This window comes from Endozoicomonas sp. ALE010, assembly GCF_049310165.1.
Taxonomy (GTDB): Bacteria; Pseudomonadota; Gammaproteobacteria; order Pseudomonadales; family Endozoicomonadaceae; genus Endozoicomonas.
Genome location: NZ_JBLYNV010000005.1, coordinates 19,751 through 46,729 on the forward strand (window position 1 = coordinate 19,751; position 26,979 = coordinate 46,729).

The 26,979-nt window shown below is 47.6% G+C and carries 12 protein-coding genes and 1 pseudogene; 5 read left to right on the forward strand and 8 right to left on the reverse strand.

What is annotated here, in order from left to right; genetic code table 11:
* Positions 1-163: 163 nt before the first annotated feature.
* The 4 genes from ACO6UY_RS03895 to ACO6UY_RS03910 form a co-directional block, all read right to left on the reverse strand.
* On the reverse strand, positions 164-784 hold the full coding sequence (locus tag ACO6UY_RS03895) for a YigZ family protein (protein WP_422450515.1): 621 nt from the start codon (positions 782-784) through the stop codon (positions 164-166).
* Positions 785-835: 51 nt separating this feature from the next.
* On the reverse strand, positions 836-1,207 hold the full coding sequence (locus ACO6UY_RS03900) for a PilZ domain-containing protein (protein ID WP_101747812.1): 372 nt from the start codon (positions 1,205-1,207) through the stop codon (positions 836-838).
* Between the two features lie 139 nt (positions 1,208-1,346).
* Complete coding sequence (locus ACO6UY_RS03905) at positions 1,347-11,138, reverse strand: hypothetical protein (protein ID WP_422489118.1); 9,792 nt, start codon at positions 11,136-11,138, stop codon at positions 1,347-1,349.
* A 382-nt stretch (positions 11,139-11,520) separates the two neighbouring features.
* The gene (locus tag ACO6UY_RS03910) at positions 11,521-12,327 is read right to left on the reverse strand and encodes a hypothetical protein (protein ID WP_422468745.1); all 807 of its coding nucleotides are present in this window, start codon (positions 12,325-12,327) and stop codon (positions 11,521-11,523) included.
* A gap of 297 nt (positions 12,328-12,624) precedes the next feature.
* Between ACO6UY_RS03910 and sodB the strand changes: the two genes are divergently transcribed.
* From sodB to ACO6UY_RS03935, 5 genes are all read left to right on the forward strand, one after another.
* Entirely contained in the window at positions 12,625-13,206 is a 582-nt protein-coding gene (gene sodB, locus ACO6UY_RS03915) for a superoxide dismutase [Fe] (protein ID WP_422489120.1), read from the forward strand.
* Positions 13,207-13,515: 309 nt separating this feature from the next.
* Complete coding sequence (locus ACO6UY_RS03920) at positions 13,516-13,890, forward strand: hypothetical protein (RefSeq protein ID WP_422489121.1); 375 nt, start codon at positions 13,516-13,518, stop codon at positions 13,888-13,890.
* Between the two features lie 288 nt (positions 13,891-14,178).
* Positions 14,179-15,975 carry an ankyrin repeat domain-containing protein gene (locus tag ACO6UY_RS03925; protein WP_422450511.1) on the forward strand — a complete coding sequence of 599 codons (1,797 nt, stop codon included), beginning with the start codon at positions 14,179-14,181 and terminating at the stop codon, positions 15,973-15,975.
* 138 nt (positions 15,976-16,113) lie between these two features.
* Entirely contained in the window at positions 16,114-18,327 is a 2,214-nt protein-coding gene (locus ACO6UY_RS03930) for an ankyrin repeat domain-containing protein (RefSeq protein ID WP_422450510.1), read from the forward strand.
* Positions 18,328-18,413: 86 nt separating this feature from the next.
* The gene (locus ACO6UY_RS03935; RefSeq protein WP_422450509.1) at positions 18,414-19,706 is read left to right on the forward strand and encodes a hypothetical protein; all 1,293 of its coding nucleotides are present in this window, start codon (positions 18,414-18,416) and stop codon (positions 19,704-19,706) included.
* A gap of 17 nt (positions 19,707-19,723) precedes the next feature.
* Here ACO6UY_RS03935 and ACO6UY_RS03940 read toward each other — a convergent pair whose 3' ends face one another.
* The 4 genes and pseudogenes from ACO6UY_RS03940 to ACO6UY_RS03955 all read right to left on the reverse strand — a co-directional run bounded on the left by ACO6UY_RS03940 (position 19,724) and on the right by ACO6UY_RS03955 (position 26,911).
* Positions 19,724-23,062 (reverse strand): hypothetical protein, encoded by a 3,339-nt coding sequence (locus tag ACO6UY_RS03940; protein WP_422489123.1) that lies wholly within the window; start codon positions 23,060-23,062, stop codon positions 19,724-19,726.
* Between the two features lie 79 nt (positions 23,063-23,141).
* Positions 23,142-23,312 (reverse strand): annotated as a pseudogene (locus ACO6UY_RS03945) (aldehyde dehydrogenase family protein); the annotation flags it as partial.
* A 129-nt stretch (positions 23,313-23,441) separates the two neighbouring features.
* Positions 23,442-24,755: a hypothetical protein gene (locus tag ACO6UY_RS03950; RefSeq protein ID WP_422489125.1), complete on the reverse strand. Its 1,314-nt coding sequence runs from the start codon at positions 24,753-24,755 to the stop codon at positions 23,442-23,444.
* Between the two features lie 731 nt (positions 24,756-25,486).
* The gene (locus ACO6UY_RS03955) at positions 25,487-26,911 is read right to left on the reverse strand and encodes a hypothetical protein (RefSeq protein ID WP_422450506.1); all 1,425 of its coding nucleotides are present in this window, start codon (positions 26,909-26,911) and stop codon (positions 25,487-25,489) included.
* Between the last annotated feature and the right edge of the window lie 68 nt (positions 26,912-26,979).

Below are 26,979 nucleotides of genomic sequence, written 5' to 3' on the forward strand. Positions count from 1 at the left end.
TTGGGTAACCGTAAGGCGGAATATTACAGCAGATACTCAGTGTAGCAAGATCAGGTAAAGTGTACTGGTGTTTACCAATACAAAAACACTCTCGCTCAACAATAACGTGGCCGATATCAAGTTTGAGAAGGGAAGAGGAGAGAAGACAATGAAACAGAAAGATTCAGACATCATCCTGCCACTGAATAATAATCTGGCCCCGGCTGACATCGTACAAATGTCGGGCAAGATGCTCTCTTCCCGTTTCTGGCATTGAGATCATCATCCTGACTGACTGACCATAGTCACACTGTTCAAGACTCGCTTGAAACTGGCCAAGGTGGTGACGAACCATCTGCTCATGGGCATAGTCACAGAGAAGTACACCCGCTCTTAGTGCAACCCGCTGCTCAAGCGGCAATTGTTCACAGGCCTGCTGAACAGACGCACTGTAAGCCCTGACCAGCCCACCAGCTCCCAGTTTCACGCCACCAAAGTAACGCACCACCACAGCCACAACATCACCAATACGCTTATGTTGAAGTACATTCAACATCGGGCGGCCTGCAGTACCAGAAGGCTCGCCATCGTCGTCAAACCCAACCACAGCACCGCCATCCGGTGCTCCTGCAACGAAGGCTGAACAGTGATGCGTGGCATCCGGGTATTCGATACGCTTTTCTTCGACAAAAGCCTGGGCTTCCTGGCGAGAGTGGGCCGGAGAAATGCAGGTAATAAATCGGCTTTTTTTGACTTCGGTTGCAACCGTTATAACTTGGGCAGGGACAACGTAATCAGCAGACATGACGACCTGGGACAGCAATCGATCGGTAACGTAAGATTCTACCTGTAAACGTCAGTCTGTGACTTCGTCAAAGGTAAAATAACTTTTCAATGTTTCAACCAGATCGATAATATCATGACCCGCATTGACAATACTGTAGCCAGAGTCAAAATATTCCGGCCCAACATCAGGCTTGCACCAGTGGCATCGTGAATCAAAATCCAGATACCGCTCCCCCATCTCATCATCGGGAAGAATAATACGCATATTATAAACAGCGCCAATCAACACAGGGACAGAGCTGATCAGCATTAAGCCATTACAACTGATGTTCCCGATACTCCCCATAACTCGCATGGTGTTGCGGTTATAAATTTTCAGATAATCCTGCAACTGATGACGCTTAATCGAGCGGCGTTCCTTGCCACTGGGTGTTAACGACATATATCACGCCTTGTTTGTTTAAATATAAAAACCAGACACCATCATCTGAATACTTGTAATATTGAACTCAAATAGAGCAACTCGAATCTATTCAAACGTTTCCAACAACAGTTAAGTAGCTAACCATATGAAATCATCATTACAACTTGATTGTTTTTCTTCTATCGATTGCATCCTGGGTACGCGCAGCATCTTTTACCAGTGTTTTTCTATATCTTTTATTAGCGGCCAACAGCTCGTCCTGAATCCGTCCCAGACAATTCGTCAATTGAACACCTCCTTTTATGCTTAACTCTGCCCTGGCCATTTGTTTGGCATTATCTTCTTTTCTCATATCGTCAAGAGCAACAAGCTGGTTCTTTAATCGATCATCTAATTTTTCAACAGTGACATGCCAGTCCCATTCTTTGGTTGGTAATCCGGACTTTTGAGTCAACATGATTGCGGTAGGATGTGGACCTTTTTTCGCTGGATAGAGATAACCTTTTCTATCATTTACGGTTCTGAATTGTTTTTTAAGCCCCGGCATTACTTCTCCCAGATATCCACACAACTTTCCGAAATTATTATTATTATTCTTATCCGAGGCAAATGTAACAGCAGATAATGCCTTGGCCAGTTCATGATAAAATACTTCTACGGCACTGCCCTGCTCCCGGCAAAACTCTGTGAGTGTGGCTAAATCTCCACGTTCTTGCACTGCCCGGAGCTTATCATCCAGCTCTTGTTTGGCTGCGGCGACTCTATCCCATCCTGAAGTGGCCACAAGTCCGATATCTTTATTCCGCTTATTTTCAATGGGCTTACCTTTATTGCAAAGACTATCAATTTCTGAATATAAATGATCAGCCTTTGCCCACAATTGGCCGCAATGTTCTTTGAGTTCCTGTGGAATGTTATGTATCACTGTCTGAGAATCTGGCCTGATTCCCCTTGCCTGTAATTTAGCAATACATTCTTTAATTTCATCATCCATGTGCTCGCTTTTGGCAACGGCCTCAAGGGATTCGTCTTTATTAAAGTTATTAAAGCTCTCCCTTTCTATTTTCTGTAACTCTTTATGAACTTTGCTTCTCAACTGACCTTCAAATTCCTTAACATACACTTGATGGTTATATTCACCCGCACTTCCCACCGGAGTGATGACCTGGCCAAGCTCAACCTTACCAAGTACCTTTTTGGCCCTGTCACCGCGCCAGGTATGAGCATTGGATAAAATCTCATCAACATCTGCGCGCTTACTCCCTCGCTCAAAGCTTGTCTCACAGGCTTTTACAAACGATGAATCTTCACGAAGTGCCATCATGGTAGCTATGGTTTCCTGAGACTGATTCTCCCCATACCACTGGGCTCTTTTGAAATCCGCCAGAGCGGTTTTCACTGAATGGGGAAAGACATTGCACTCCCAGGATTTGAGAAAGGTTCCCAGATCACGTTCAAGGTTAGTGTCATATTGGCCGTCCTCATCCGGAGGCGAAACATGCAGTTTGGCATGGATCACTCGTAACTGCTCAGGACTCACCTTATTGTCTAACTCGCCCAGCAGTTTCGCCATCGCTTCCTGAGCGCGCTTATCGGCTCGCTCACAGGCATTGGTCAGTTCTTTCTGCTTCTCACGGTACTCGTGGCTCACGCTGCCATTGGGTGGCAAGAATTTCGTATTAAGCACCATAAAGAATTCCTGCCCCCCTTTTATATTTAAAGGGCTCGACTTGCGAGAGAATCGACCAAACTCCTGGGCCATTATATTGCCGCGCCTGTTGTCATCTTCAAGCAAGCCAAGGTGGATACCGACACTGGTCGCACTTTGAGGACAATCCGTTCCGGTACCCTGCGTCTTGTCAAGGCGAACGTCGTAATCCTCAGGGTTCTTTCGTATCAACGCCTCCAATTCCGGTGAAACCACGGCGTCTGATTGCTGGTATTTTTCCTGTTTCGGATGGTACAAACAGAGCTGTTTCTGATCGTTGTAGTACAAAAGCCCCCGAGCCTTGCCACCTCGTGCTTCTTTCAGATAGTCATAATCCTTCTTTACGTGCATGAACCGGTCTTCACCATTATGGTTACCATCAAACAGAATGATCTGTTTATCCTTACCGGAACGCTCCATCACCTGCTTGAGGACGTTAATTCTATTCTCCGGGTCGGATGTATCACCGGACAAGACAGGCGTGGTTTTCGATAGCCAGTTGAAGAGTCTGGCTTGGGTTGTCATGGCGTTCGATTCGCATTTTTTCGCTGCCTCTTGAACGGTGGCCGATTTCGTCAACCCTGCCATGGTAAAACCGGTTCCCATGGTGGCTGACAGACAGACTTTATTCTTACTGCCGCTCAAAAAGGCTGCCAGCAATTCGGCCACTTCGCGTTCATTTATCGGTTTCGTCCCGAGCACGCTTTGCGCGCGGCTCGTATCTGCGGCCTGCTCCTTAAACTCATCACTACTGCTTGGTGTGGATAACCGGTCATACTCATCAACAACCTTCAGCCCGTCGTATTGCAATGCATCCAAAATGTCGTCTAATAAGCGAATCTCTTTTTTCAGCGTAGCCGGGGTTTCTTTACAGTGCGCCTGGTAGTCTGCCGCATCAATGGTTTTCAGTCGGTCCCTGAGCGTCATTAATAGCAGGACATCCTTGGTGGAGATACCCAGCGGGGCTTTCGCACTCACCTGCGCTTTAATATCCTCCAACACCGCCGGTGACCACCATTTCTCGGGAGCGCCGGACTTGGGCACAAAATCTTTAAACAGATCCAGCCTGCGGTAGGTTACGCCGGAATCAGCAAAATAACCTGTCAGGGAGTGGTCCAGTTCAGCCTGGTTATTGGCTGGCGCAATGATCCGAACAGGATGATCTTTCCTGCAGGCCTGATCGGCAACCAGGGGAATAATTGTTTTACTTTTACCGTAACCGGTACCCAGCTGGAACACCAATGTATTACCTTTTGACGTCCTGCCTTTCTCCATTTTCTGCACAAATTTAAATGCTTTTTCAGCCATCTTTGGCTGATCGCCACGCAGGACCAGCCCGCCTTGCTCAAATGAAATCATGGCCCGGCTTTGTTCATCCAGACCACGACGGTAATGAGACTCGATTCGTTCACTGGCTTCTTTCTGTGCACCAGCCAGTAGCGCCATATCCAGATTCAATGCCTGGCAGGTGCCTTTAAACTCATCATCAGGCATCTGCTGGCTGTCAAAGCGCTCACTCCTGACCACCGCCAGTTTTTCTTTCAGAGCGTCCATACGCTGCCCCATGCTACGACAGAAATCGCGCTCATTCTTCACCAGCATCAGTTGTACCAGGTCATCACAGAATGTGCCGCGATTTACCCCGACCGACTCTGGCAGATGCCCGTTCTTAAACTGATTAATCGCAAAATCGACCAGTTCATCATCCCGGTAAAAATCCAGCTCTTTATCTTTATTTTTATCTCTAATAGCAGTACCCAGCTTTCTGGTCAGATAGTCGACGCCCTCGCTCAACCGCAGCTGCCGGTCCCGATTCACTTTGACCACCTTGTCAAAATTCGATGCAACCTCATGGATTGAGCCGTCTGACCATTCCGGTGCATCCGGTTTAATTTCACAACCGGCAAATACCGACATGTTATGAAAAGCCCCCGCTTTGAACACCTTGAGGTTTTTCTCACCAAGTTCAATCAGCTCATTACTGCCAAATTTCTTCCGGCACTGCTCATAATAGCCTTTGCCAACCTGATCAAAACTGGTATCTGGCGAGAGGTTTTGATAGCGCTGATCCGCTGATTTCAAGCTGGCATTTTCCAGATGAGTCCCTACCTTCTTTTCATTTTCTTTTTTGTTCTGAAGATCGGTGTATTGACTCTTCCTTACCTTCCGCCCCGCCAGAAGCTCGCTTTGATCCTGGGTACCAATCAATTCCTGTAGAGCTCCATCACTGGATCGTTTTTCCACGTCAATGCGGGTTTGGTGATATAACGAAGCCAGCTTTTTCTGCGCATTCTTTGTTTTATTCCACTTGTCGCGGACCGACTGTACGCCACCTCTGAGCGCACTGGCTTTGGCCTTGTCAACCTCATCTGGCTTGTTATTGAAGAAGGCCTGACCAGGGCCTTTTGCTGCCCGCAGCAAAAACTCGGCATCGACCAATTCATCGTCACTGGTAGCATCTATAGATTTGGGCTTTAACTCTCCTTTGCCATCCGGCTCATACAGGAAATACCGGGGCTCCTGTGCCGTAGTCTGCAAAACCAGAATGGCTGGCTTGCCATCATCTGCTCTCACTGGCAACCAGTTGTCGGCAAAGGGAATATTGCTTTTCGGGTACTCGTAGAGAAAGCGGGGGTGTAATGTATAATGTTTGGTACCCAGCATGCCATGCCAGTCACCAGCCCGGTTTTTTTCAAAGATAATGCCTTCCGGTTTGCCGCCATCGATCGCTATACTTTCTGCCCCTTCATCCGCTTTTCGATAGTTGGCATTGGGTACGCCAGCAAAAAACTCACTCAGAGGGCCTTTACCTCTGCCAAGCCTGGTGACCGTAAAAGATCCTTCCGTGGTCGCTGCACCATCTTTTAAGGCTTCATAATCGAAGATGCTTTTCTGGTGAAATGCCTCCATAAACGCCAGTTTCTGGCCGGTTGTTTCCGGAAAATCCCTGGCATTGTCCAGCTTTTTCAGTAAACCATCACAACGTTCTTCCAGTTTTTTATATCTGGGCTGACCATCTTTTGCAGTTAATTTACCGTTGTGCTGATTAACTGACTCAGCAGCCAGTTTGGAATTGGGCTTTTTCAGATCACTCTGACAGGCTTCCAGAACAGCGAACTTACCCGGCATAGGATGCAGGTTGAATTGATCGCGAATATCCAGCAACCCTTTTGTCAATGCAGCATCCAGGTCCTCTGCCTTTTCCACGGCGGTATTGGTAATGCCTTCCTGCGCTGGCTTCAGGCTGTTCAACAGCGCCAGTAACCTGGGCCTGATGCGGGCATCCTCTATCAGCCTGGCGGCCTGTTTTTCACCGGCTGACGTACTTGGACCTGAAACCTCAGCGTCGGTTTGCGGGTCACCAAATACCTTACCCAGTTCTGCCTCCTGTTGCCGGATAGCTTCTGAGGCAAATTGCTCACCTCTGATACTCAATTTTCCCTGATGAACACGGGCGGGAATTCTCTGTGGGTCGAGCTGCTGTAATCTCTGGGCATACTGCATATAAAGCTTCTGCAGCTGCAAATGACGCTCCTCACCACCGGGAACTTTAGCAACCTCTGCGTTACATCTTCTGACTAACTCCCTGGACACCCGATCAATGGTTTGACCCGCCAGGTAACTGCACGCTTCTCCATTATTAGATGCAAATACACTGGCCAGGTCTGGTAACACCTTCTCCATATAGTCAGCAGTTTTGGGATAGTTAGTGCTGGTCTTATCCAGATCTGCAAGCCACTTTTGGACTGCTGGTCCCGTTATTGCCCGGTTTGATTGATCAATACTGTCTTTTTGCTGCTGCAGACTTTCTTTGATACTGCTCGCTCTATCTTCAAGTACTTTACACTCTTTAGGGCGATTGCCATATTTATGATTAAAATCCTTAACGGTCTGATCTATATCTTTCCCCAAGGTTTGAATTTGCCCGGCAATCGCATTTCGCAAACGGGTATTACTTGGCTCAAGCTTTCTATCCGCTCCCTCCAGCCAGGTAATCTCTTTCTTTGATATCTCTGCATCCTTCCAGTTATTAAACTGCTCTACTTTAGCGGCCATACTGTTTACCGCTTGTTGCAGGGCAACCGTGTTCTGATGAACCCCGGAAAGTTGAACCGCTTCCTGGTTAACGGGAACAGTGTTTAAATACTGCTCCAATTCCTCGGGCTCCAGATCCGGTGCAGTTGGAGAAGTCGCCTCTGGACGGTCTGCTGGTGCTCGACTGTTGCTTTCTTCAGTCACCTTAGAAGTGTTACTGGTTGGATCTACAGTAACTGCTTGATCATTTCTGTCAGTATGCTCTGATGATACGGGTGCTGGTGTGTTATCACCGTTCACTCCTGAGGCCGCTGCCATTAGACTACTTTTGTCGTCAATAGTCTCCGGCATCGGACTGGTTTCACGACTGGCAGTCTCGGTTTTCGCATTGGTTGAGGCATCAGCAAACTGTCGGGGTGGACTGTTTTCGTCGTCTTCCCCTTTCGCTTCGGGTATTAGGTCGGTTCCAGTTTCTGTGTCCACTGGCGAGGAAGGAGGGGTAACAGGGCGAGACCCACCCACTGATTCCTCAGCTTCACCCCCAACCGGACTTTGTCTGACGCCCATCTCTTCAGGCATCTTACTGATTGAGTCATCAGTAGCCGGTGAGGTCTGACTAACGGTAGCGGTCATCTCTGAAGCTGCAAGCTTCGGACTGGTTTCAACCCCTTTGTCAACTGCAGATGGAGGAGGAGTAAGACCTGATTTTTCAGCTTCATTCCTGACTGTATCTTTGTTGTCTTCAGCACCCTCAGGGGTCTGTCTGGTTGAGACATCAACTTCCCTGGAAATCGGACTGGTTCCGCGACTGGTGGTTTCGGGTTTCGCATTGGTTGAGGCATCAACAAACTGACTCGGTGGAGTGTTTTCGTCGTCTTCCCCTTTCGCTACGGGTATTGGGCCGGTTCCGGTTTCTGTGTCCACTGGCGAGGAAGGAGGAGTAACAGGGCGCGACCCACCCACTGATTCCTCAGCTTCACCCCCAACCGGGCTTTGCCTGACTCCCACCTCTTCAGGCATCTTACTGATTGAGTCATCAGTAGTCGGTGAGCTCTGACTACCGGTAGCGGTCATCTCTGAAGCTGCAAGCTCCGGACTGGTTTCACGACTGTTGGTCTCGGGTATCCCATTGATAGGGGCATCAGCAAGCTGTCGAGGTGTACTGTCTTCGTCGTCTTCTACTTTCGCTACGGGTGTTGTGCCGGTTCCACGACTGGTGGTATCGGGTATCGCATTGGTTGAGGCATCAGCAAACTGTTGGGTAGGACTGTTTTCGTCGTCTTCTCCTTTTGCCCCGGTCGTTGGACCCGTCACAGTTCCTGTGTCAACTGGAGAGGAAAGAGGCGTAACAGAGCGCAAACCATCACCTGACTCGCCAACTTCACCCTGTCCGGCTTCAATCTCTTCAGGCATGGGCCTGATTGACTCAGAAACCGATGAGGTCTGACTGCCTGTACTGAACGCCCCGAGTGTTTCTGGACTGGTTTCAGTTCCTTGATCAACTGAAGATGCTGGAGGAGTAGTGTCAGAACCATCATCTGGCCCTTTAGCTTCATCCTCAACTGTACGGTTTCCAGTCCCTTCAGGCATTGGCCCGGGTGAGCCATCAGGAACCGGTAAGGTCTGAGTGCCTGTAGTGGACGCACGCCGCGCTAGGGATGTTGGATTGGTTCCAGTCCCCTGGTCAACTGAAGATGAAAGAGAAGCAACGTCAGTACCATCACCTGATTTCTTGGCTTCATCCCCAACCGGACTTGTTTCAGTCCCTTCAGGCATCAGCTTGAGCGAATCAGGAACCGATGAGGTCTGACTGCCTGTAATGAACGCCCCCGGTGCTTCGGACGCTGGACTGGTTTTAATTCCCTGGTCAACTGGAGATAAAAGAGAGGCAACGTCAGAACCTTCATCTGATTTTCCAGCTTTATCCCCAACCAGACTTTTTACAGTCTCTTCAGGCATCGACCTGGGTGAATCAGTAACCGATGAGGTCTGACTGCCTGTACTGGACGCCCCGAGTGTTTCTGAACTGGTTTCAGTTCCTTGATTAAGTAAAGATGCTGGAGAAGCAGCATCATTATCATCACCTTGTCCTTTAGCTTCATCCACAACCGGACTGTTTTCAGTCCCTTCACGTATTGCCCCTGGTAAATCATCAGGAACCGGGAAGGTCTGAGTGCCTGAAGTGGACGCACGCCGCGCTAAGGATGTTGGATTGGTTCCAGTCCCCTGGTCAACTGAAGATGAAAGAGAAGCAACGTCAGAACCATCACCTGATTTCTTGGCTTCATCCCCAACCAGACTTGTTTCAGTCCCTTCAGGCATTGGCTTGAGCGAATCAGGAACCGATGTGGTCTGACTGCCTGTACTGGACGCCCCGAGTGTTTCTGGACTGGTTTCAGTTCCTTGATTAACTAAAGATGCTGGAGAAGCAGCATCAGTATCATCACCTTGTCCTTTAGCTTCATCCACAACCGGACTGTTTTCAGTCCCTTCACGTATTGCCCCTGGTAAGCCATCAGGAACCGGGAAGGTCTGAGTGCCTGAAGTGGACGCACGCCGCGCTAAGGATATTGGATTGGTTCCAGTCCCCTGGTCAACTGAAGATGAAAGAGAAGCAACGTCAGAACCATCACCTGATTTCTTGGCTTCATCCCCAACCAGACTTGTTTCAGTCCCTTCAGGCATTGGCTTGAGCGAATCAGGAACCGATGTGGTCTGACTGCCTGTAATGAACGCCCCCGGTGCTTCGGACGCTGGACTGGTTTTAATTTCCTGGTCAACTGGAGATAAAAGAGAGGCAACGTCAGAACCTTCGTCTGATTTTTCAGCTTTATCCCCAACCGGACTGGTTCCAGTCCCTTTAGAGATCGCCCCGGGTGAGCGATCAGGAACCGGTAAAGTCTGAGTGCCTGTAGTGGACGTACGCCGCGCTTCGGAGGTTGGACTGGTTGCAGTTCCCTGGTCAACGGGAGATAAGAGAGAAGCAACGTCAGAACCATCACCTGATTTCCCGGTTTCATTCACAACCGGACTTTTCCCCGTACCTTCAGGCATCGGCCCGTCTGACTCAGCAACCGGTAAGGTCTGAGTGCCAGTAGTGGACGAACGCCGCGCTATGGACGTAGGACTGGTTTCAGCTCCCTGGCCAGTTGAGGGCAAAAGAGAAGCAACACTAGAACTATCAACTGATTTCCTGGTTTCATTCACATCCGGACTTTTTCCAGTCTCTTCAGAGATCGGCCCGGGTGAATCAGAAACCGGTAAGGTTTGAGTGCCTGTTGTGGACGCTCGCCGCGCTGAAGACGTTGAACTGGTTTCAGTTCTTTTATCAACTGGAGATACAGAAGAAGTAACGTCAGACCTATAACCTGATTCCCCACCTTCATCTTTGGCCTTATTGGTCACCACAGGCACTTCATGCCCATTTGTCGCGATCAAGGCATCGTCACTGATTACGGCCGATGTTTTCTCACCATCCGGTCTGGTCACGGTGCCGCTGCGCTCAGCTGATGCTGTCTGGCCATCCGCTGAAGCAGGAGTCTCAGGGTGCGACTCATCACCTGATACTTCACCCCTGGCTGGAGCTATAATTTCTTGCTTTGTTACACCCGGATTTCCAACACTGTAATTGCTGAGTATATCTCTAAGCTTTCCTTCAGAATCAATCAGTTGTTTGCCTGTGATTAACGTTTTGTCGTAGCCTGCGTTAAAATGCCAATCCCGGATATCATCCATTGATGAAACAATGATTTGTGCAAGCTCTTTTGGGCTGCTTAGATCCACTCTTTTAAGATCATTCAGGTGGTTTTTCAGCTTTACTGAGAAATCAGCATCCAGATCGACTTCTTTTTTTGCTGACTTGGTTTGAATATCTATTAATATGTTCTTAACTTCATCCCGATCTAACTGTAGATTTCGACCGTCAGCCTTTATATCACCACCACTGTTTAATGCTTTTTCCACATCCCGAAAATGATCAGACTTTAGCAATCCCCTGATTTTTATATCAAGAACAGGAACCGAGCGAATACTTCTGGCACGAAATGGTGTGCTTGAATGATCTGGACGTCTCAAGTCAGACTGGATATATCTAGGGGGTTTAGCGCTTATATCACCTTTATCCTTATCAGTTTCCTGATGATCACCCCGGAGGAGTTCTGGCAGTGTTGAAAAGCTGGTTCCTCTTGGCCCATTGACATTACTCATAACCTGTCCTGACTGTTTGTTGTCCTTAACTATCAGCAGGCAATCAGTTGAAAAACATCATCAGATCCGGTTGCTGGAGTCTGATTAATCCATGATTACACTTATTTAATTTCAGGCTAGCAGAATAGAAGGGCTTATTTAGTCTTTAAATGAAAACTCAGAACAGTTATCAATAAAACCGAACAGATTGAACAGTTTTTTTTAAATTCTCAAACAACAACCTTTTAAAAATCCATTCAGTACATTTTTTTGACTAGTCTGAAAATAGATTGCCCTGGTACCTGCATCCATGCAGTCCTGCGGTGGTTGGCAGCCTGACAAATAAACCAAAACTGTCCATGCTCACCGCCTTTTTCTTTCCAGGGCATTAAGTAGCTAACCACTACTGAATTGTCAGCCCCTTCTCTTTCGGATTTCCAAGATCCCGCAGGGTGTTTTCCAGCTGTTGCAACCGCAGGGAGACCTGGCTCTGGAAAGCGCCCAGCTTTTTACTGAGTTCATCCTGGGTTTGCGCAGAGGCTTTTATTTGCTGCTCGACACTCTGCTGTGCAGATAAAGTGCTCTTTAAGCCATCAATTTCAGCTTTCAGTGCTTCAACACGGCTAACCATATCCGAATTGGCAACCAGCTGCTCAGTGGTCACAGCCTTAATGACCTGGTCCAGCTCATTCAGCTTTGAGACCGCCTGCTCGGAGGACTTTTTAGCCGCATCAAACTGTTTGACAGCAAGGTCTACTTTCTTCGCCCCCTGGTCAATCTTATCTTTATTCTCATTAATCCACTGACGGTTTCTTTTGTTAGCAACATCCCAGAGCTTGCGAATTTCAGAGTTCACTTCTTTAAGTTCTGAGCGGAAGATGGAGTCACTCTGGTTAATGGACTCACCGGTTTGAGAAACCTGCCCGGTCACCAGCCCCAGTTGATCCCGGGTTGCCTGAAGCTCCTGCCGGGTCTCCTTCAGGGCCTTCTGCAACTCAGTCACCTGCCAGTAACCGCCAGCAGTAACACCAGCCAGAAGCACAAACAGAACACCCGAGACCAGATAGCCCGCACCGCTGCTTTTACCGTTGGCTGCGGATTTACTGAAACTTTTTGGCCCGAAGCCTGTGGAACGGTGCCTGGAAGGACGCTGGTCAGCGGTTATGGATAAGTCCTGGTTTGACTGATAAATCTTGTTATCCTCTTGCATACTCACTGCTTTCCATCAAAAACACCGATCAATTTGTGTATTTATTAGACTCGGACGAAACGGTGTTCCCGGCTCCTGGTTGTTCTGAACAAATGAGGAACTATTGTAAAAGAAAGAAATCCTGCCCCCAACCTTTTTATTCAACGTAAAGGAGTGAGTTGGACTTGAAATTTCTGCGGCAAACCTCAAGATACATCCCACATGGATTCGTAGTAGCCACGGTGCTACTATCGCTTTGCGAAAAATCAGGTCTCTGAACGAAACCAATACTATTCCAACCACAGCGGGAGAACACAAATGGCTTTTCAACTGCCTGAGCTGCCCTACGAGCGCAATGCCCTTGAACCACATATCTCCAAGGAAACTCTGGATTACCATTACGGCAAACATCACCACACTTACGTGGTCAAACTGAACGGTCTGGTTGAAGGCACCGAGCTGGAAAACAAGAGCCTGGAAGAGATCATCAAGACGTCTGAAGGCGGCATCTTCAACAACGCTGCCCAGGTATGGAACCACACCTTCTACTGGAACTGCCTGAGCCCCAATGGTGGCGACAAGCCTTCTGGTGAACTGGCAGCAGCTATCGACAAAGCTTTTGGCTCTTATGATGAGTTTGTTGCCAAATTCTCTGACATGGCCGTTAACAACTTTGGTTCCTCTTGGACCTGGCTGGTAAAAAACACCGACGGTTCCCTGGAAATCGTCAACACCAGCAACGCCGGTACACCAATCACTGGCGACCAGAAGCCTCTGCTGACCTGCGACCTGTGGGAGCACGCTTACTACATCGACTACCGTAACGTGCGCCCAGACTACCTGAAAGGCTTCTGGGCCCTGGTGAACTGGGAATTTGTTGCAGCTAACCTTGCGGCTTGATCAGACAACTGTCCGATAGCCAATTAAGTTGAGAAACAAACCTGACTAATTGGCAAATAAACCTGTTGAGTTAGGAAATATTTCCGAGGCAGGAGTCTATACCGCCTGATAAGAACGCTTATCAGGCGGTATCTAAAATACTAAAAAGAGATAATAGCAACTTTCCTTAATTCCAGATCGGAAAGAAAATATTCCACTCGGGAAAAGCAAGGTCGTGGCACTGGCTCTGGCTCAGACTATATCCCCGGACTTTTCATCACTGAAGCGCCTTCATTACACGGTAACCAGAAACACTCTGTACTAACCTCAATGTATCTGAAGACCTGCAAAACGGATTTAGTGAATGTTTCATCTATTTTTACGGTTCGCAAGAGTATTGGGATAAGTAATATGCAGACGACAAATTTCACACAAACAGAATGCAGTAAACCCTGGTCGATAAGAAATACTGATTACAGCGACACGGGATGTTTACTGGGCTGTGCTGCGGGTTGTTTCCTGGGGCATTCTGTAGTCGTTTATAGCGGTGCTGGATTTCTTCTTGGCGCAGCCATTAATACGCTCTGCCAAAACGATTATAACGATAAACATTGTAAAGATCTTAAAATTATACTCTCTGGATCAGAAGAGCCTGTCAGCAAAAAATCCAACAGTATTCCTGTTACTGACCAACCGAAGCATTGAACAAAACCGGGGCGCAATTCCACTCACTTTGGGATAGGAGCAATTACCGCATAGGGCAGTCTATTCTCGACGCCTTAATGAATCAGGGCTTTTAATGGCTGCCAGATTTTTGTGGTTGCCATCCCTTGAATTCTGGTGAACAACCTTCTTTGCCCGGTGCAAAACGGGCAGGCTTGTGCCTGACTTAGGGATTTGAACAACAATCGTCTTATTCCAGGTTTTGTTTTATGGAATTTTCTCTGCTGATTTTTGTCCTACCCACAATTGAGTCATAAAGCAGGCAAAGCAATGAACGCGGCAGGTTTCGCATTTAATTGTCCTATTTGTTTCTACGACGGCTATATCGGAGGCCAAACTGGTGGGAATTCACTGGTCAAAACCTCTTGCCCGGCATCCCACGTTTTCCACCTGAAGTGCATCACCGAATGGCTTGAAAGTAATCAGCAGAAGATAAAAAGACTTGATCAACGCCAATGCAGTCAATGCATGCAACCGGCACTGCCACTGCTTCTTTTGGACAGGAGTAACGTCATTGACAACGAATCAGCTTATTGTGAGTCCGTAATGTTTAATGCCTGCCGTACCGGAGAGCTGGCAACACTGAAGATGTTGCTGCGCGAAGACGAGACCCTGGCAAACCGGACTTACCGTTCGGTGCTCACCGGTCATTCTGAACACCTGTTAGTTGTCGCCATCAATTACGGCCATTATCATTGTGCCCGGGCTCTGATCGACTGCGGTGCCGATGTCAATGCCGCTGGTCACGATGCTGAGACGCCCCTGTGTATCGCCATCCGGAAGAGCTGCTCCGAGGTTGTCGACATGTTGATCAGGGCCGGTGCCGATGTCAATGCCGCTGGTCACAATGGTGAGACGCCCCTGCGTATCGCCATCCGGAAGGGCCGCTCCGAGGTCGTCGACATGCTGATCAGGGCCGGTGCGAATATCAATAACGTACTTCGCACCGCTGTCCGGGAGGGCAATGTTCGACTCCTTCGATACCTGATCAGCACCCACCCCAGCCAACCAGCCCTTAATACCGCCCTGCGCGATGCTGCCGAACGGGGGCAGGCGCTGTGCCTTTTCATCCTGATCTTTGCGGGAGCGAACGACCTTAACGGTGCCCTTTACGCTGCCGCCGAGCGGGGGCATACACAGTGCATTGATATTCTGATCACAGAGGGAGCAAACGACCTTAACGGTGCACTGTACATTGCTGTTCTGACGGAAAACATCGCGGGCCAGGTTGTTCTGACCCAACAAGGAGCAAATATTGCTACCGTACTGCACACTGCTGCCAGACAAGGTTCCTGGGAATTTTTCAATCTCCTGAGCGACCCGACACACATCAATGACACCGATGCAGAAGGTCAAACGCCGTTGCATATCACCGTTGCCAACGGGCATTGCAAATGCGTGGAAAAGCTGCTTGAAACCAGGGGAGTGAATATCAATAGCACTGATAGCCTCGGCTATACGGCTCTTCACCTGGCTGCCCGCAATGGCAACACAGAGATCGTTAACATCTTGCTGGCCGCTTACGGCATCAATACCAATGCCAGGAATAAAGATGGCTGGACGGCTCTTCATTTAGCGGCCCGCCGAGGCCACACCGAGACTGTCAAGGCGTTACTGGCGGCTCGCGATATCAAGGTTAATCGGAAAGATCACGATGGCTGGACGGCTCTCCACATGGCGGCCTGGAATGGCCAAACAGAGACCGTCATGGCGTTACTGGCAGCTGACGTTATCCAGATTAATGAGAAAGATCACGATGGCTGGACGGCTCTCCACCTCGCGGCCAGATACAATCATCCAGAGTCCATCAAAGCGTTACTGCTGGCTCCGAGTATCCACGTCAATGCAACAAATACCAATGGCTGGACAGCTCTCCACCTCGCTGCCAGATACGGCTGTCCAAAGTCCATCGAAGCGTTAATGACCGCTTTCGGCATCCGGGTCAACGAGATGGATAAAAATGGCGATACGGCCCTGAGCCTGGCTACAAGGTTTGGTCACACCGCCAGTAAGGAACTTCTTGTTGAAAATGGGGCAATTAATCCACCGTTCTGCCATCTACTATGAGCCATAAAATTCGGGATCATTCATTAAACGGCTAAAACAGCTTAATCAAAAACGCCTCGTTCAAAATACTGTTTTAAGGAATTTTCTCTACCGATGTTTGTCCTAACCACAACCCTTATCACACAGTAAGCTTCAGCCATGCACAGCGTCAGCGGCAACACCACAGATTTTTCCTTTAATTGCTCGAACTGTATAGGCGACGACAGCAATATCGGAGGACAATATGGCGGACATTTACTGGTCAAAGCCTCTTGCCCGGAGTCTCACGTTTTCCACCTGGAATGCATCACCCAATGGCTGGACAGTGATCAGCAGAAAGTAAAAAGGCTTGATGAACGCCAATGCAGTCAATGCATGCAACCGGCGCTGCCATTGGTTCCTCTGGACGGTAGCCAAGTCCCTGGCGACGAATCGCCCTATTGTGAATCCCCGATGCTTAATGCCTGTCGTACCGGGAATCTGGAAACGCTGAAAATACTGCTGGCCGAAGATGAGACTTTGGCAAACCGGACTTACCGTTCAGCACTCACCGGTCATCCTGAACACCCGATAGCTGTCGCCATCAATTACGGCCATACAGATTGCGTCCGGGTCCTGGTCGACTGCCATGCTGATGTCAATGCCGTTGGTCACGATGGTGAGACACCTCTGCAAAATACCACTACCCGGCAGCGCCAGACCATTGACTTGCAAATGCTGCTGACCGGGGCCGGCGTGAATATCGATAACGTACTGCACACCGCTGTCCGGGAGGGCAATGCCGAACTCCTTGAATACCTGAACAGCACCCAACCCAGCCAGCGTGCCCTTGATAACGCCTTGAATGAAGCCGCTGGGCAGGGGCAAACGCAGTGCCTTGAGCCCCTGATCAACATGGGAGCAAACGACCTTAACGGTGCCCTGAGCGAAGCCGCCGAGCAAGGAAAAACCCAGTGCCTTACCACCTTGATCAACATGGGAGCAAACGACCTTGACGGCGCATTGCGCGAAGCCTCCAGATGGGGGAAAACGCAATGCCTTGAACTATTGATTAGCAAGGGCGCGAAAGATCTTTACGGAGCCTTGTATATTGCTGTCCTGACGAAAAATGTAGAGATACAGTGCATTCTGATGAGAAAAGGAACGGGTCTTAATACCTTATGGAGCACTGATAACAAAGAGAATCCTATGACAAGTTTCATTCGCAGGATCATCATCAGTTACCTCAATACCACCGATGAAGCAGACATAAAACCACTGCATTGCGCCGCTGCCAGGGGCTATACCAAAGGCCTTAAAACGCTGATTGAAACCAGGGGAGTGGATGTTAATGCCACTGATTACCATGACCATACGGCTCTTCGCATCGCTGCCTGCTGCGGCCACACAGAGACCGTCAAGGCATTACTGGACATTCCCGGGATCCAGGTCAATGTTGAGAATACTTCCGGCGAAACGGCTCTCCACTTTGCTGCCTGGAGTGGCCACACAAAAACCGTCAAGGCATTACTGGCCGCTGACGGCATCAAAGTCAATCTGCGGAATTGCATTGGCTGGACGGCTCTACATTTTGCCGCCAAATTCGCCAGTCCAGAAACCATCAAGGCGTTACTGGAAGCTGACGGCATCAATGTCAATGAGAAGGATGACGGAAACTGGACGGCTCTCCACGTAGCTGCCGCATACGGCAATGCAGAGAACGTCAAGATGTTACTGGCTGCTGGCGGCATCAGGATCAATGAGAAGGATGACGAAGGCTGGACGGCTCTCCATTTAGCGGTCTACGACGATGAAACAGAAGTCGTCAGGAGGTTACTGGAAGCTGACGGCATCAAGGTCAATGAGAAGACTAACGATGGCTGGACGCCTCTGCACCAGGCTATCAGATACGCCAGTGCAGAAACCGTCAAGGTGTTACTGGCTGCTAACGACAGCGGGATCAATGAGAAGAATAACAAAGGCTGGACGGCTCTCCACCTGGCTGTTGGATTCGCCAGTGTAGACATCATCAAAATGGTACTGGCAGCTGACGGCATCAAGGTCAATGAGAAGAAAAACGATGGCTGGACGGCTCTCCACTTAGCTGTCTATCGAGGTGACACAGAGATTGTCAGGTTGTTACTGGATGCTGACGGCATCGAGGTCAATGCGAAGACCAACAAAGGCTGGACTGCTCTGCATCAGGCTGCCAACAGTGGCAACACAGAGATCGTCAAGATGTTACTGGCTGCTCCAGGTATACAGATCAATGAGCAAAATAACACAGGCTCGACGGCTCTCACCCTGGCTACCAATTACGGCTACACCGCTTGTGCAAAACTCCTTGCTGAAAGCGGGGCAGTAGATAATCCATCGCCCTGCCCGCAACAGTGAGCAATGAAATGGTGGAACTCCGTTATTGAACATTTAGCGCCCTTTTTCAGTTCTATAAACACAGGCTTCACGGTAAGGAAGCAGTCATGAATATCCCGCAAAGTAATCATATTACCAATTACCTGTTTAGCACTGATCATAATGTTGTTTTTCAGGAAAGCACCGGAAACGCACTGCCGCCTAATTTAAAACATGAAATGCTGAAAATTTACCAGCAAAGCCCTACCCGCTTCAGTGAAGATAATCACAGCATTCCCATTAATCAGAGGAATATTGAACTGATCCATGTATTGCCAATTCTGGCTCAAACCGATTACTTTCTTGAGAAACTAAATAGCCATGCCCTGGAGTTCTGTAAAAACATTAACAAAATTCATTCAATAGATATACAAATGTCCCTCTGGGATACAGGCCCCTTCAAAACATTATCAGATATCGGGAAGTTCATGGAATCCATTATTGCCAGGCACAATGATAGACGTGATATAACTCATAATGAAAAAATAGCATTCAGATTTCTGTTAACCGGTTTATTAAAAATGGATCATGATTTGGATGTTTACAATTCAACCCACATATTGAATATATTATCGAAATATTTTCACCCCGACAAAAGTATCAGACATTGTGAACTCTTCTCATGTATCTTAAGCAAAGGACCACGACTTGCCATGGTGATATATGATGTGTGGAGCTTAAATAATACACCGAAACTCTCACTTCTAAAAAATGAGGTTTTTGGTATGTCTGTTTACCGGTTAATTACATTAATTTCCAGGCTAAATGAAAGCAAACATGAAATCCCAGGAGTTGCACAGCGATGCCAGCTTCGTAAAAAGATACAATTAAGGTTAGAAACACTTCAAAGCATTAGCCTGAAAGAAAACCTGTTAAAGACACTTATCAAATACAATGAACAAGCACTACTGGAAGCATTGACGAATCGTGCAGACTTCAATATCAATGAACTGCGTATTAGTGGAGAAACACCACTGATTTATTCCATTAAACAAAGAAGTCAATGGATTATCGACTTTTTAATAAAAAAGCAAGATGTCAATGCGCTTGGTCTGGAAAATAAAACACCCCTTCAAATAGCCATTGATTGCTACAGCAAATATCTTGATGAGAATGAATCCGGTGATTATTGCAACCCCTACAAACCAGTCATTGAATCTTTATTAAATTGTCCTCAACTCGACGTTAATGCTCAGGACTCACTGGGCATGACCGCTTTATGCCATATTGCCATGCTACCAAAAGCCGATTCAACATACTTTTCGTTTGTCGAGAAACTGATTTCCAGGGGTGCCAATATAGAAAAAGCTGTTTATGGCTATGGAACAGTGATTAGTTTATTAGGGCAAAATAGAACCTGACCAACGGTTAAAGATTACTAGTGATATCGCCAACCTGTCAGTATGGCAAACCAGAATAAAGAATCCAGATGAACCAGAGGGAGGGGCGCGCTGTTCGCACCAAGGTTTGGCGATTTCGCTCCTGATGAACGCCATATACCCTTACGGGTAAGGTTGTTGGGAGTCGGCGTCAGGTTCATCTTGATAAAGTCTTTATGCGTATAATCGGGGTAGACTGACCTGGGGAAGCGCTTTTTCCTGATGTCCTGCACATAGCGGACGTCAGGGTCACACCAGTAACCACACTCAAGTGCTGCCCTTCTCAGTGTTTCTGCCGGTAGTTTCTGGTGAATTATCTCCTTCATTGCTTCCGGTTGCATGCCAAAAGCGGTGCCGAACAAGTCTGCGGCAATTGCAACCAACTCCCCGGCCAACTGATTCATCTGCTCTGAATTGGTGTAATCCAGTTGGCCAGTGTCGTGGCGAACTCTCAGCCAGTTGATCGCCAGCCCGTAAAAAGTTTTCCCGAGTTCAGAGATTCTGAGCAGTTGCTGACTCTCGGCACTGGTTACATCAACGTGACACCTGGTAACGAAGAGGTCGATGGTGTGTTCATTAAAGGAACGTATATCAGCCCAGTCTCTCATTCCTACGGGGGCTGGTGCGATATTTGGATAATCCTGATGCCACTCGCCCATGTTGCCGGGACAGCGCTGCTTGCTAAAAAAAGGGGTCGGTGACCAGGCTCTGCCTTCAACCGTGTCATGAAACATGGATAATGCATCCGGTGCCTGCAAGTTTTGCCGCCACAGGCGGCCGGCATCTCTGGCAAACAGTCCGAGCCCAGCGAGTGATGCCTCAACACCGAGGCCAGCAACACCTTCAGTCTCGTAGGGATAATGGTGATAGAGCGCGCTGTTTTCTTCGTCATCAAATACCTGGAGAAAAGCGGAGTTGTCGGGTTCAAACGCAATCATTGCCAGGGTTGACTCAGGAACACCGGCCCGCTGCAACTTACTCAGGGCATCGGTCAGGCGAAAGATTCCCATGGGTTTAAGCAGTGCACTTTCCAGTCCCAGCTCCGCTTTATGCCGGCGAAAAAACTCAAGGTGTGGTTGCTCTCGAATAAAATCTCCCCAGGGCTCTCTGCCACCGGGCAACTGTTTCAGGAACTTATAACGCCGATAACCGTTTGGCGTTGCTGCACAGGGAAAAGCCAGGCTGCGCCCGTAAACCGTTATGTGGCTATTGGCAAAGAACGGTTTTTCCCAGGGTTCAGGAAGCCTGGGAATGTTTTTTTCCGTATGCCTGGCAGCAAAATTTTCAACTACACGCAAAAAGCCGACGCTGCAAGCCACCCTGGGCGCTGGGATACTGTCAGCCCCGAGTGCAAGACCAATGAGATGCCAGGGATAGTAAGACTCCTCAGGTGTATCGGCACTGCCCCGTTTAATAAACATTGACTTCCTGTCGGCCCGTGTTCTGGTCAGATACTCAAGGAGACAGTACTGCATGTCCGGTATCATAACTCTGATCACTTGAGCAAGATATTCAATCGGTAGCTCTGAGTCCTGTACAAGCATTGTTAATTCCAGCTCAGCTTGCAAATTCCAAAAAATATCGGTGTTACTTGCCAAAAAGCTGATAACACGCTGAAAAAAATCGTTCGTTGATTCCAGAGTGTGGTGGAAATTTGCCTTCTCGCATCTCTCGGGCAAAGGCGAACCAATGGGAAAGGCTGTCGGAGTGAATGTCAGGGATGGTCGTTGGTAGTAGAGGTGCTTAAAAAGGTACAGATACTCACTGAACCAGGCGACACTCATTGGGTGACCAAATGCAATCAGGCTTTGTATGCAGTCAATAAGGCTCTCCCCGGAGGTTAGCTTTAGCAGGCTATTGCGCCGACTTCTGACAAGGTTCTGGTCCGGTGAGATCAGTGGTAAGTCAGATACCTGATACGGGTGGTGATGATACAATCGCATCAAGGGAGTAGCACCACTGTCGTCCTTCATATTCGCCAGATCTCTGGCGGGCAGCAACTGGAACAGGTCATCATAGGCGACCACATAACGGTTGAGAAAGGTAAAGTGTACTCCTTCACAATAGTCAGGCAGTGCTGTAGCCAGAACGTGCAGTATGTTTGCTCCCTGATTAAATCTCTGATTGAGAATGGCCTGCCAGGAGTCTGCCAACGTCTCCTTCAGCAGACCGAACATCTGCTTCTGACCCAGAATAAAGGTGCACAAAAATAATCGTTCTCGCTGTGCGGCGTCCATGTGGTGCAATTCTTCTTTGATCAGCGGTTGATATCGTGAAGCGTTAACCTCAAGCTGATAAAGATTTGCTATAAAACGTTCTGAGTTGAGATCCGTTATGATGGATTGACTGATATCCTGTTCAGTCCGGGAGTCGCTCAATGTGTTACCCAACACCGCAAAAATTCCGGTTATCAGATAGTGTGCAGCACATTGGGAAAATAGCAGATTGGGATTTTTGCTTAATGGAAAATAGCTATTATAGAATTCCGGGTTGTTGTTAAAACTGTGAACGGCCTCCTTGATCTCAGCGTGAGTTAAATATTTTTCCACCGTTTGCGTACTGGTAGAATCAGCCATGTACATCATTCTTACGGCATTTATGTCCAGAAACGCCATCACAGCCTCATCGTCACTGTTGTCCAGCACCTGCCTCAGTAACAATGGAGGAACCCTTGGGTCGAATTTATAGAACCCGAGCTCTTTCACCACACCCACACCCTCATCAGCCAGTACTTGCAACACCGATAGATTGCCAGGATAGACACAATCATGAATCAGGCTTCTGACAACTTCTTGCAAGACCGGCCGCGAGGATTCAGAATTTTCAACGCGTGACAGCTCCTTTTGAAGCCGATCCATCTTTTTCTTAAAATTGGACCTTAAAGGCGTATCCAGCCTGGCCACGGCATTTTGAATGATCGCCAGGCGGTTTTGCTGGTCAGGATCAGCTGTGTGGATACGACGTTTTTTCAAAGGAGGCTCAAGCTGGTGATCAAGACCAGCTTGCTCGATTTTCTTTTTTTGCAATGGTTGTTGAGAGCGCAGCTTCCTATTAGATACGTCTCTAACCTGCCTTGTCTGGATTTGGTCCTGCCTGGCCGGACCTGGATTTACCTGAAGATCTACTCTCTCTGGCTTGACGTTACGACTGGAAACAGGCTTTTTGGATAATTTATTCCATGCTAATGAGCCCACATAAAACGTTGTCTTGACCGGGGTAGCAATGGCATAGAGAGTGTTCCAGAATGCCCAGGAAAAAAAACCACCATTTTTGACGTTTTCCAGATTAAAGCCGGGAGGAGGATAAAAAGGGGGCAATGGAGATTCAATTCCATTCATAGGGCGGATCCGTACTTTATCGTTTAAATAAAGTACTGACAAAAAAATTATGGTTTAGTTTCATTTCTTAACCCGGATATTAATTAATCCCCCCAAAACAGAGGCACTTGGTTTCCAGGTACTCTTCCAGACCTTCCTGTCCACCTTCCCGACCAAACCCAGACTGTTTAACTCCACCGAAAGGTGCCAGCTCTGTGGAAATAATGCCTTCATTGATGCCCACCGTGCCATATTCCAAAGCCTCAGCCATTGATTCAGCCAGGGGTTTGCCCTGCTCAAGGGTCATCAACCGGGCAAGGTCAGCCTGATTTCCCATCAGTTCTTGATCCCTTCAATAGTAAACCAAACGTGCCTTTGAAGCAGTGACAAATACCGTGTTTTAATTGTTTACCATCAATGAAGTTTGAATGTCTTCTAAAAAGCTCCTCAGCATATCGACAACATTTTGCTGCAACGGAAATTTCTCCATCTTGCCAATACGTTCAACCATCCTTTCAATGGTACCGGGCAAACCGGGATTATCGGTTTTGACAAAGCGTAAGGAAGTGATCAAATCATCAAGAAAAGAAGGATCGGTGTGTTTACACCTTTTTACAGCATCGACCTGATCCAAAATGTGATAGTGAAACATCTTAATGTCCAGATAAGCATTATATTTGCTGTTCAGCTCACTTGCCCAGGGAATATCTTTGTTCTCAATCGCTTTTTTCAGGAGTGTATCGATAGCCTTTTGGCTCGTACAACCGCTGCTTGCCAGCCGTTGTTTACAGGCGTTTTTGGCCATACGATAAATGTAGTAAAAACGCGGATCAAGCTTGCTTGCCAGCTTTTCCAGAAGCCTGCTATTCGCCGTGTCAGAGTCATCACTGGCAAACAAAGGGAAGATCAGTTCAAGCAGAAAAAACTGGCGTTCATCAAGTGCTCTGTCTATCACCACTTCGAGCTTCCCGGAATCTATCGTTGCCTGGTAATTGGTCTTCAACTGGCCTGCCCACTCTAAACCCTGAGAACCTAGGGTACTGACGGCTTTCGTCATTGCGGCATTGACGGCAGTTTGATCCCTGACACCGTGACTCAGCAGCGTGTTGATAAATCTCATATAATTGTCAAAAAAATTGCCATAGCTCCGATCAAAAAGCTTCGGAGAGTAATCCTGTGGCTGCATCGCAACGGTTTTTAAAACTTCACGCAGGATCTCTTGGCAAGACTTGTTATCTTTATCGTATAAACTCAAGATACGCTGCAACTGATAGTTTTTTTTGGCCTCATAAGTTTTAAACAGTTGTTCCTTTAATTGCACACCATTAAGAGAGATGCCATATTGCTCTTTCATGGCTTGTGCATAATCGAACCTGCCTATTGAAACAAAGAAGTCAAACGCCTCTTTCTGCACGTTTTCACTGAGTATTTTTGATTCAGCCAGTCGGTTGACCACATCCCCCGGACAGCCTTTTTTCTTCAATACTTCCTGCAAAAAATCAGAAACCAGCCTTTCAGAGGCATCATCATGGGTCATTAAATCCAGCGCCATCCGAATTTTATTTTCAGCAGAGGGTATTACAAACGCATGGAAAGTTTGTGGCAGTATCTGCCATAAAACGTCCTTAAATTGAGCGGCACTGAGTGTGATTCCATATCGGCTTTTCAGTTGCCACATTGCAGGAAAGTTATTTCTTCTTACCGCCTCGTCCATAAGCACCCTCACGGCATCCAGGGTCAGGGGGGCAGTATTCACAGGTGTTTCCAGGAATGATGGTTGTGGGTCCTCGGTTTCGGCTTTTTCACAATCCAGAGGCAAGTCAGAATTCAGCTTGTTTTTCGCCAGATTACCATCAGATATTACCGTTTTACAGGCAGGACAAGTAGGAACGGACGGCAGGCTCGGGTCTCGATCAGACAGATCCCGGCAGTGTCTGTCCCAGTTATCAGAACATTCCCTGTGCATCAGGTGCTTACATCCCGATAAGATAAATACATATTTATGTCGCCAGGAATGACTGGGTACTTCATCAGCATGCTGGTAATCAGTAATGGAGTTCAGACATACTGAGCACTCATGTTTTCTGGCATGACATATCGAGAGGTATGAAACTGACATAATCTACATCCTCAGTTTAGAAGCCAGTACTCTATAGGATGGTTGGGGTTTATCTCCGACTTTGGATTTAGCTTTTTCAAACGTTCGGTTTTGTTTTTCATAAGCCTTATCCCTGAAGTTGAACAGTGCACACAGATTGCAGAATTATGAAAGCACACAGCTTCTCGGTAGAAAAGTTATCAGATAATGTATTCACAAGCCTCAAAGGTAGACTGTAAATATGGTACTTCCCTCAAAATAAATATTAGTTTTCTATTAGATGGGACTTAAATATGGCAGGAACAGCTCATGATTCCTGCCATTTTTAAACCATTACATATCAAAATTTAACCCGGGAGGTTGTCCGAGAATTTTATCAGCTCATTGACGACACGTTGCTGCAAGGGAAAACTCTCCATTGTACATATTTGGTCAACAGCCGCTTGAATGGCATTGGGCAAACCGGGATTATCATGCTCGATTAATTTTAAGGGGGCGATCAAATCGGCAAGATAATCAGGTTGGGTGTGTCCTCTTCTTTTTACATATTCGGCCTCTTTCAGAATATGATTTTTAAGTGTCTCAGGGTCCAGATAGGCATTATATTTTCTGTTCAGCTCCTCAGCCCAGTAAAAATCATTGTTCTCAACAGCTCTTTTAATGAGTGTGTTGACAGCTTTCAGACTCCAACAATCGAACTTTTCCAGTTGTTTTTTCAAGGTTTCTTTTGCATCACGATAATCACCAAAATACTGATCGGGTTTGCTTGCCAGCCTTTCCAGAGACCCGATAATCGCCTCCTCGGCATCTTTACCATTGGCAAACAAAGGGGTTATCAGTTCAAGCAGGAAAAGTTTGTTCAGATCTACTGCCTTATCCATCGCCACTCTGAGCTTCGCAGGATCCATCTTTGCCTGGTAGCTGGTCTTCAATTCGTAAGCCCATTTCAAGCCTTTGTGAGCAAGAGTACTGACGGCTTTTGCCATTGCGGCATCAACAGCCATTTGTTCCTTGACACCATGGCTCAGCAGCGCGTTGATAAACTTCATATAATTGTCAAAAAAATTGCTACGATTCTGACCAAGAAGCTCCGGAGAGTAATCCTGCGGCTGCGTCGCAACGGTTTTTAAAATTTCACGCAGGGTCACTATGCAATACTCGTTATCTTTATCGTATAGGCTCAAGATACGTTCCAGATCGCAGGTACTTTTTCCTGATTCATAAGCTTTAACCAGTTCGTCCTCCAATTTCGAACTATTAATAGAGACACTATATTGTTCTTTAATGGCTTTTGCATCATGAAATCTGCCTCTTGAAATAAAGTAATTCAGAGTCTCTTTTAGTGCATTTTCACTAAGCATTTTTGAGCCTACCAGCAGGTTGACCGTCGTCTCCGACTGGCCTTTTTTCTGTAACACTTCCTTCAGAAAATCACAAACAACCCATTTAGAGGCATCATCATGGGTCATTAAATCCAGCGCCATTCGAATTTTATTATGGGCAGAGGGTGCTACATACCAATGGAAAGATGGTGGTAGTGATTGCCACAAAAGCTCTTTTAATTGAGCTGCACTGAGTGTGATCCCGTATCGGCTTTTCAGTTGCCACATTGCGGAAAAGTTGTTTGCACTTAACGCCTTGTCCATAGAAGGCCTCACGGCATCCAAACTCTGGGGGGTTATTTGCACAGGTGTTTCCAGAAACGAAGGTTTTGGATCCTGAGTTTCGGCTTTATCACAGTAGTGGTCCAAGCAAAGAAGACTATAGACCATCCTGTTCTCCGGCTCCTTCCTAACTTCCGTTTTACAGGTAGGACAACAAGTTACTAACGGAAGGCTCG

Bases quoted from the DNA above. Each gene is read 5' to 3' on its own strand.
- ACO6UY_RS03895 (WP_422450515.1), bottom strand. From the start codon at position 784: ATGTCTGCTGATTACGTTGTCCCTGCCCAAGTTATAACGGTTGCAACC.
- ACO6UY_RS03900 (WP_101747812.1), bottom strand. From the start codon at position 1,207: ATGTCGTTAACACCCAGTGGCAAGGAACGCCGCTCGATTAAGCGTCAT.
- ACO6UY_RS03905 (WP_422489118.1), bottom strand. From the start codon at position 11,138: ATGAGTAATGTCAATGGGCCAAGAGGAACCAGCTTTTCAACACTGCCA.
- ACO6UY_RS03910 (WP_422468745.1), bottom strand. From the start codon at position 12,327: ATGCAAGAGGATAACAAGATTTATCAGTCAAACCAGGACTTATCCATA.
- sodB (WP_422489120.1), top strand. From the start codon at position 12,625: ATGGCTTTTCAACTGCCTGAGCTGCCCTACGAGCGCAATGCCCTTGAA.
- ACO6UY_RS03920 (WP_422489121.1), top strand. From the start codon at position 13,516: ATGTATCTGAAGACCTGCAAAACGGATTTAGTGAATGTTTCATCTATT.
- ACO6UY_RS03925 (WP_422450511.1), top strand. From the start codon at position 14,179: ATGAACGCGGCAGGTTTCGCATTTAATTGTCCTATTTGTTTCTACGAC.
- ACO6UY_RS03930 (WP_422450510.1), top strand. From the start codon at position 16,114: ATGCACAGCGTCAGCGGCAACACCACAGATTTTTCCTTTAATTGCTCG.
- ACO6UY_RS03935 (WP_422450509.1), top strand. From the start codon at position 18,414: ATGAATATCCCGCAAAGTAATCATATTACCAATTACCTGTTTAGCACT.
- ACO6UY_RS03940 (WP_422489123.1), bottom strand. From the start codon at position 23,062: ATGAATGGAATTGAATCTCCATTGCCCCCTTTTTATCCTCCTCCCGGC.
- ACO6UY_RS03950 (WP_422489125.1), bottom strand. From the start codon at position 24,755: ATGGACGAGGCGGTAAGAAGAAATAACTTTCCTGCAATGTGGCAACTG.
- ACO6UY_RS03955 (WP_422450506.1), bottom strand. From the start codon at position 26,911: ATGGTCTATAGTCTTCTTTGCTTGGACCACTACTGTGATAAAGCCGAA.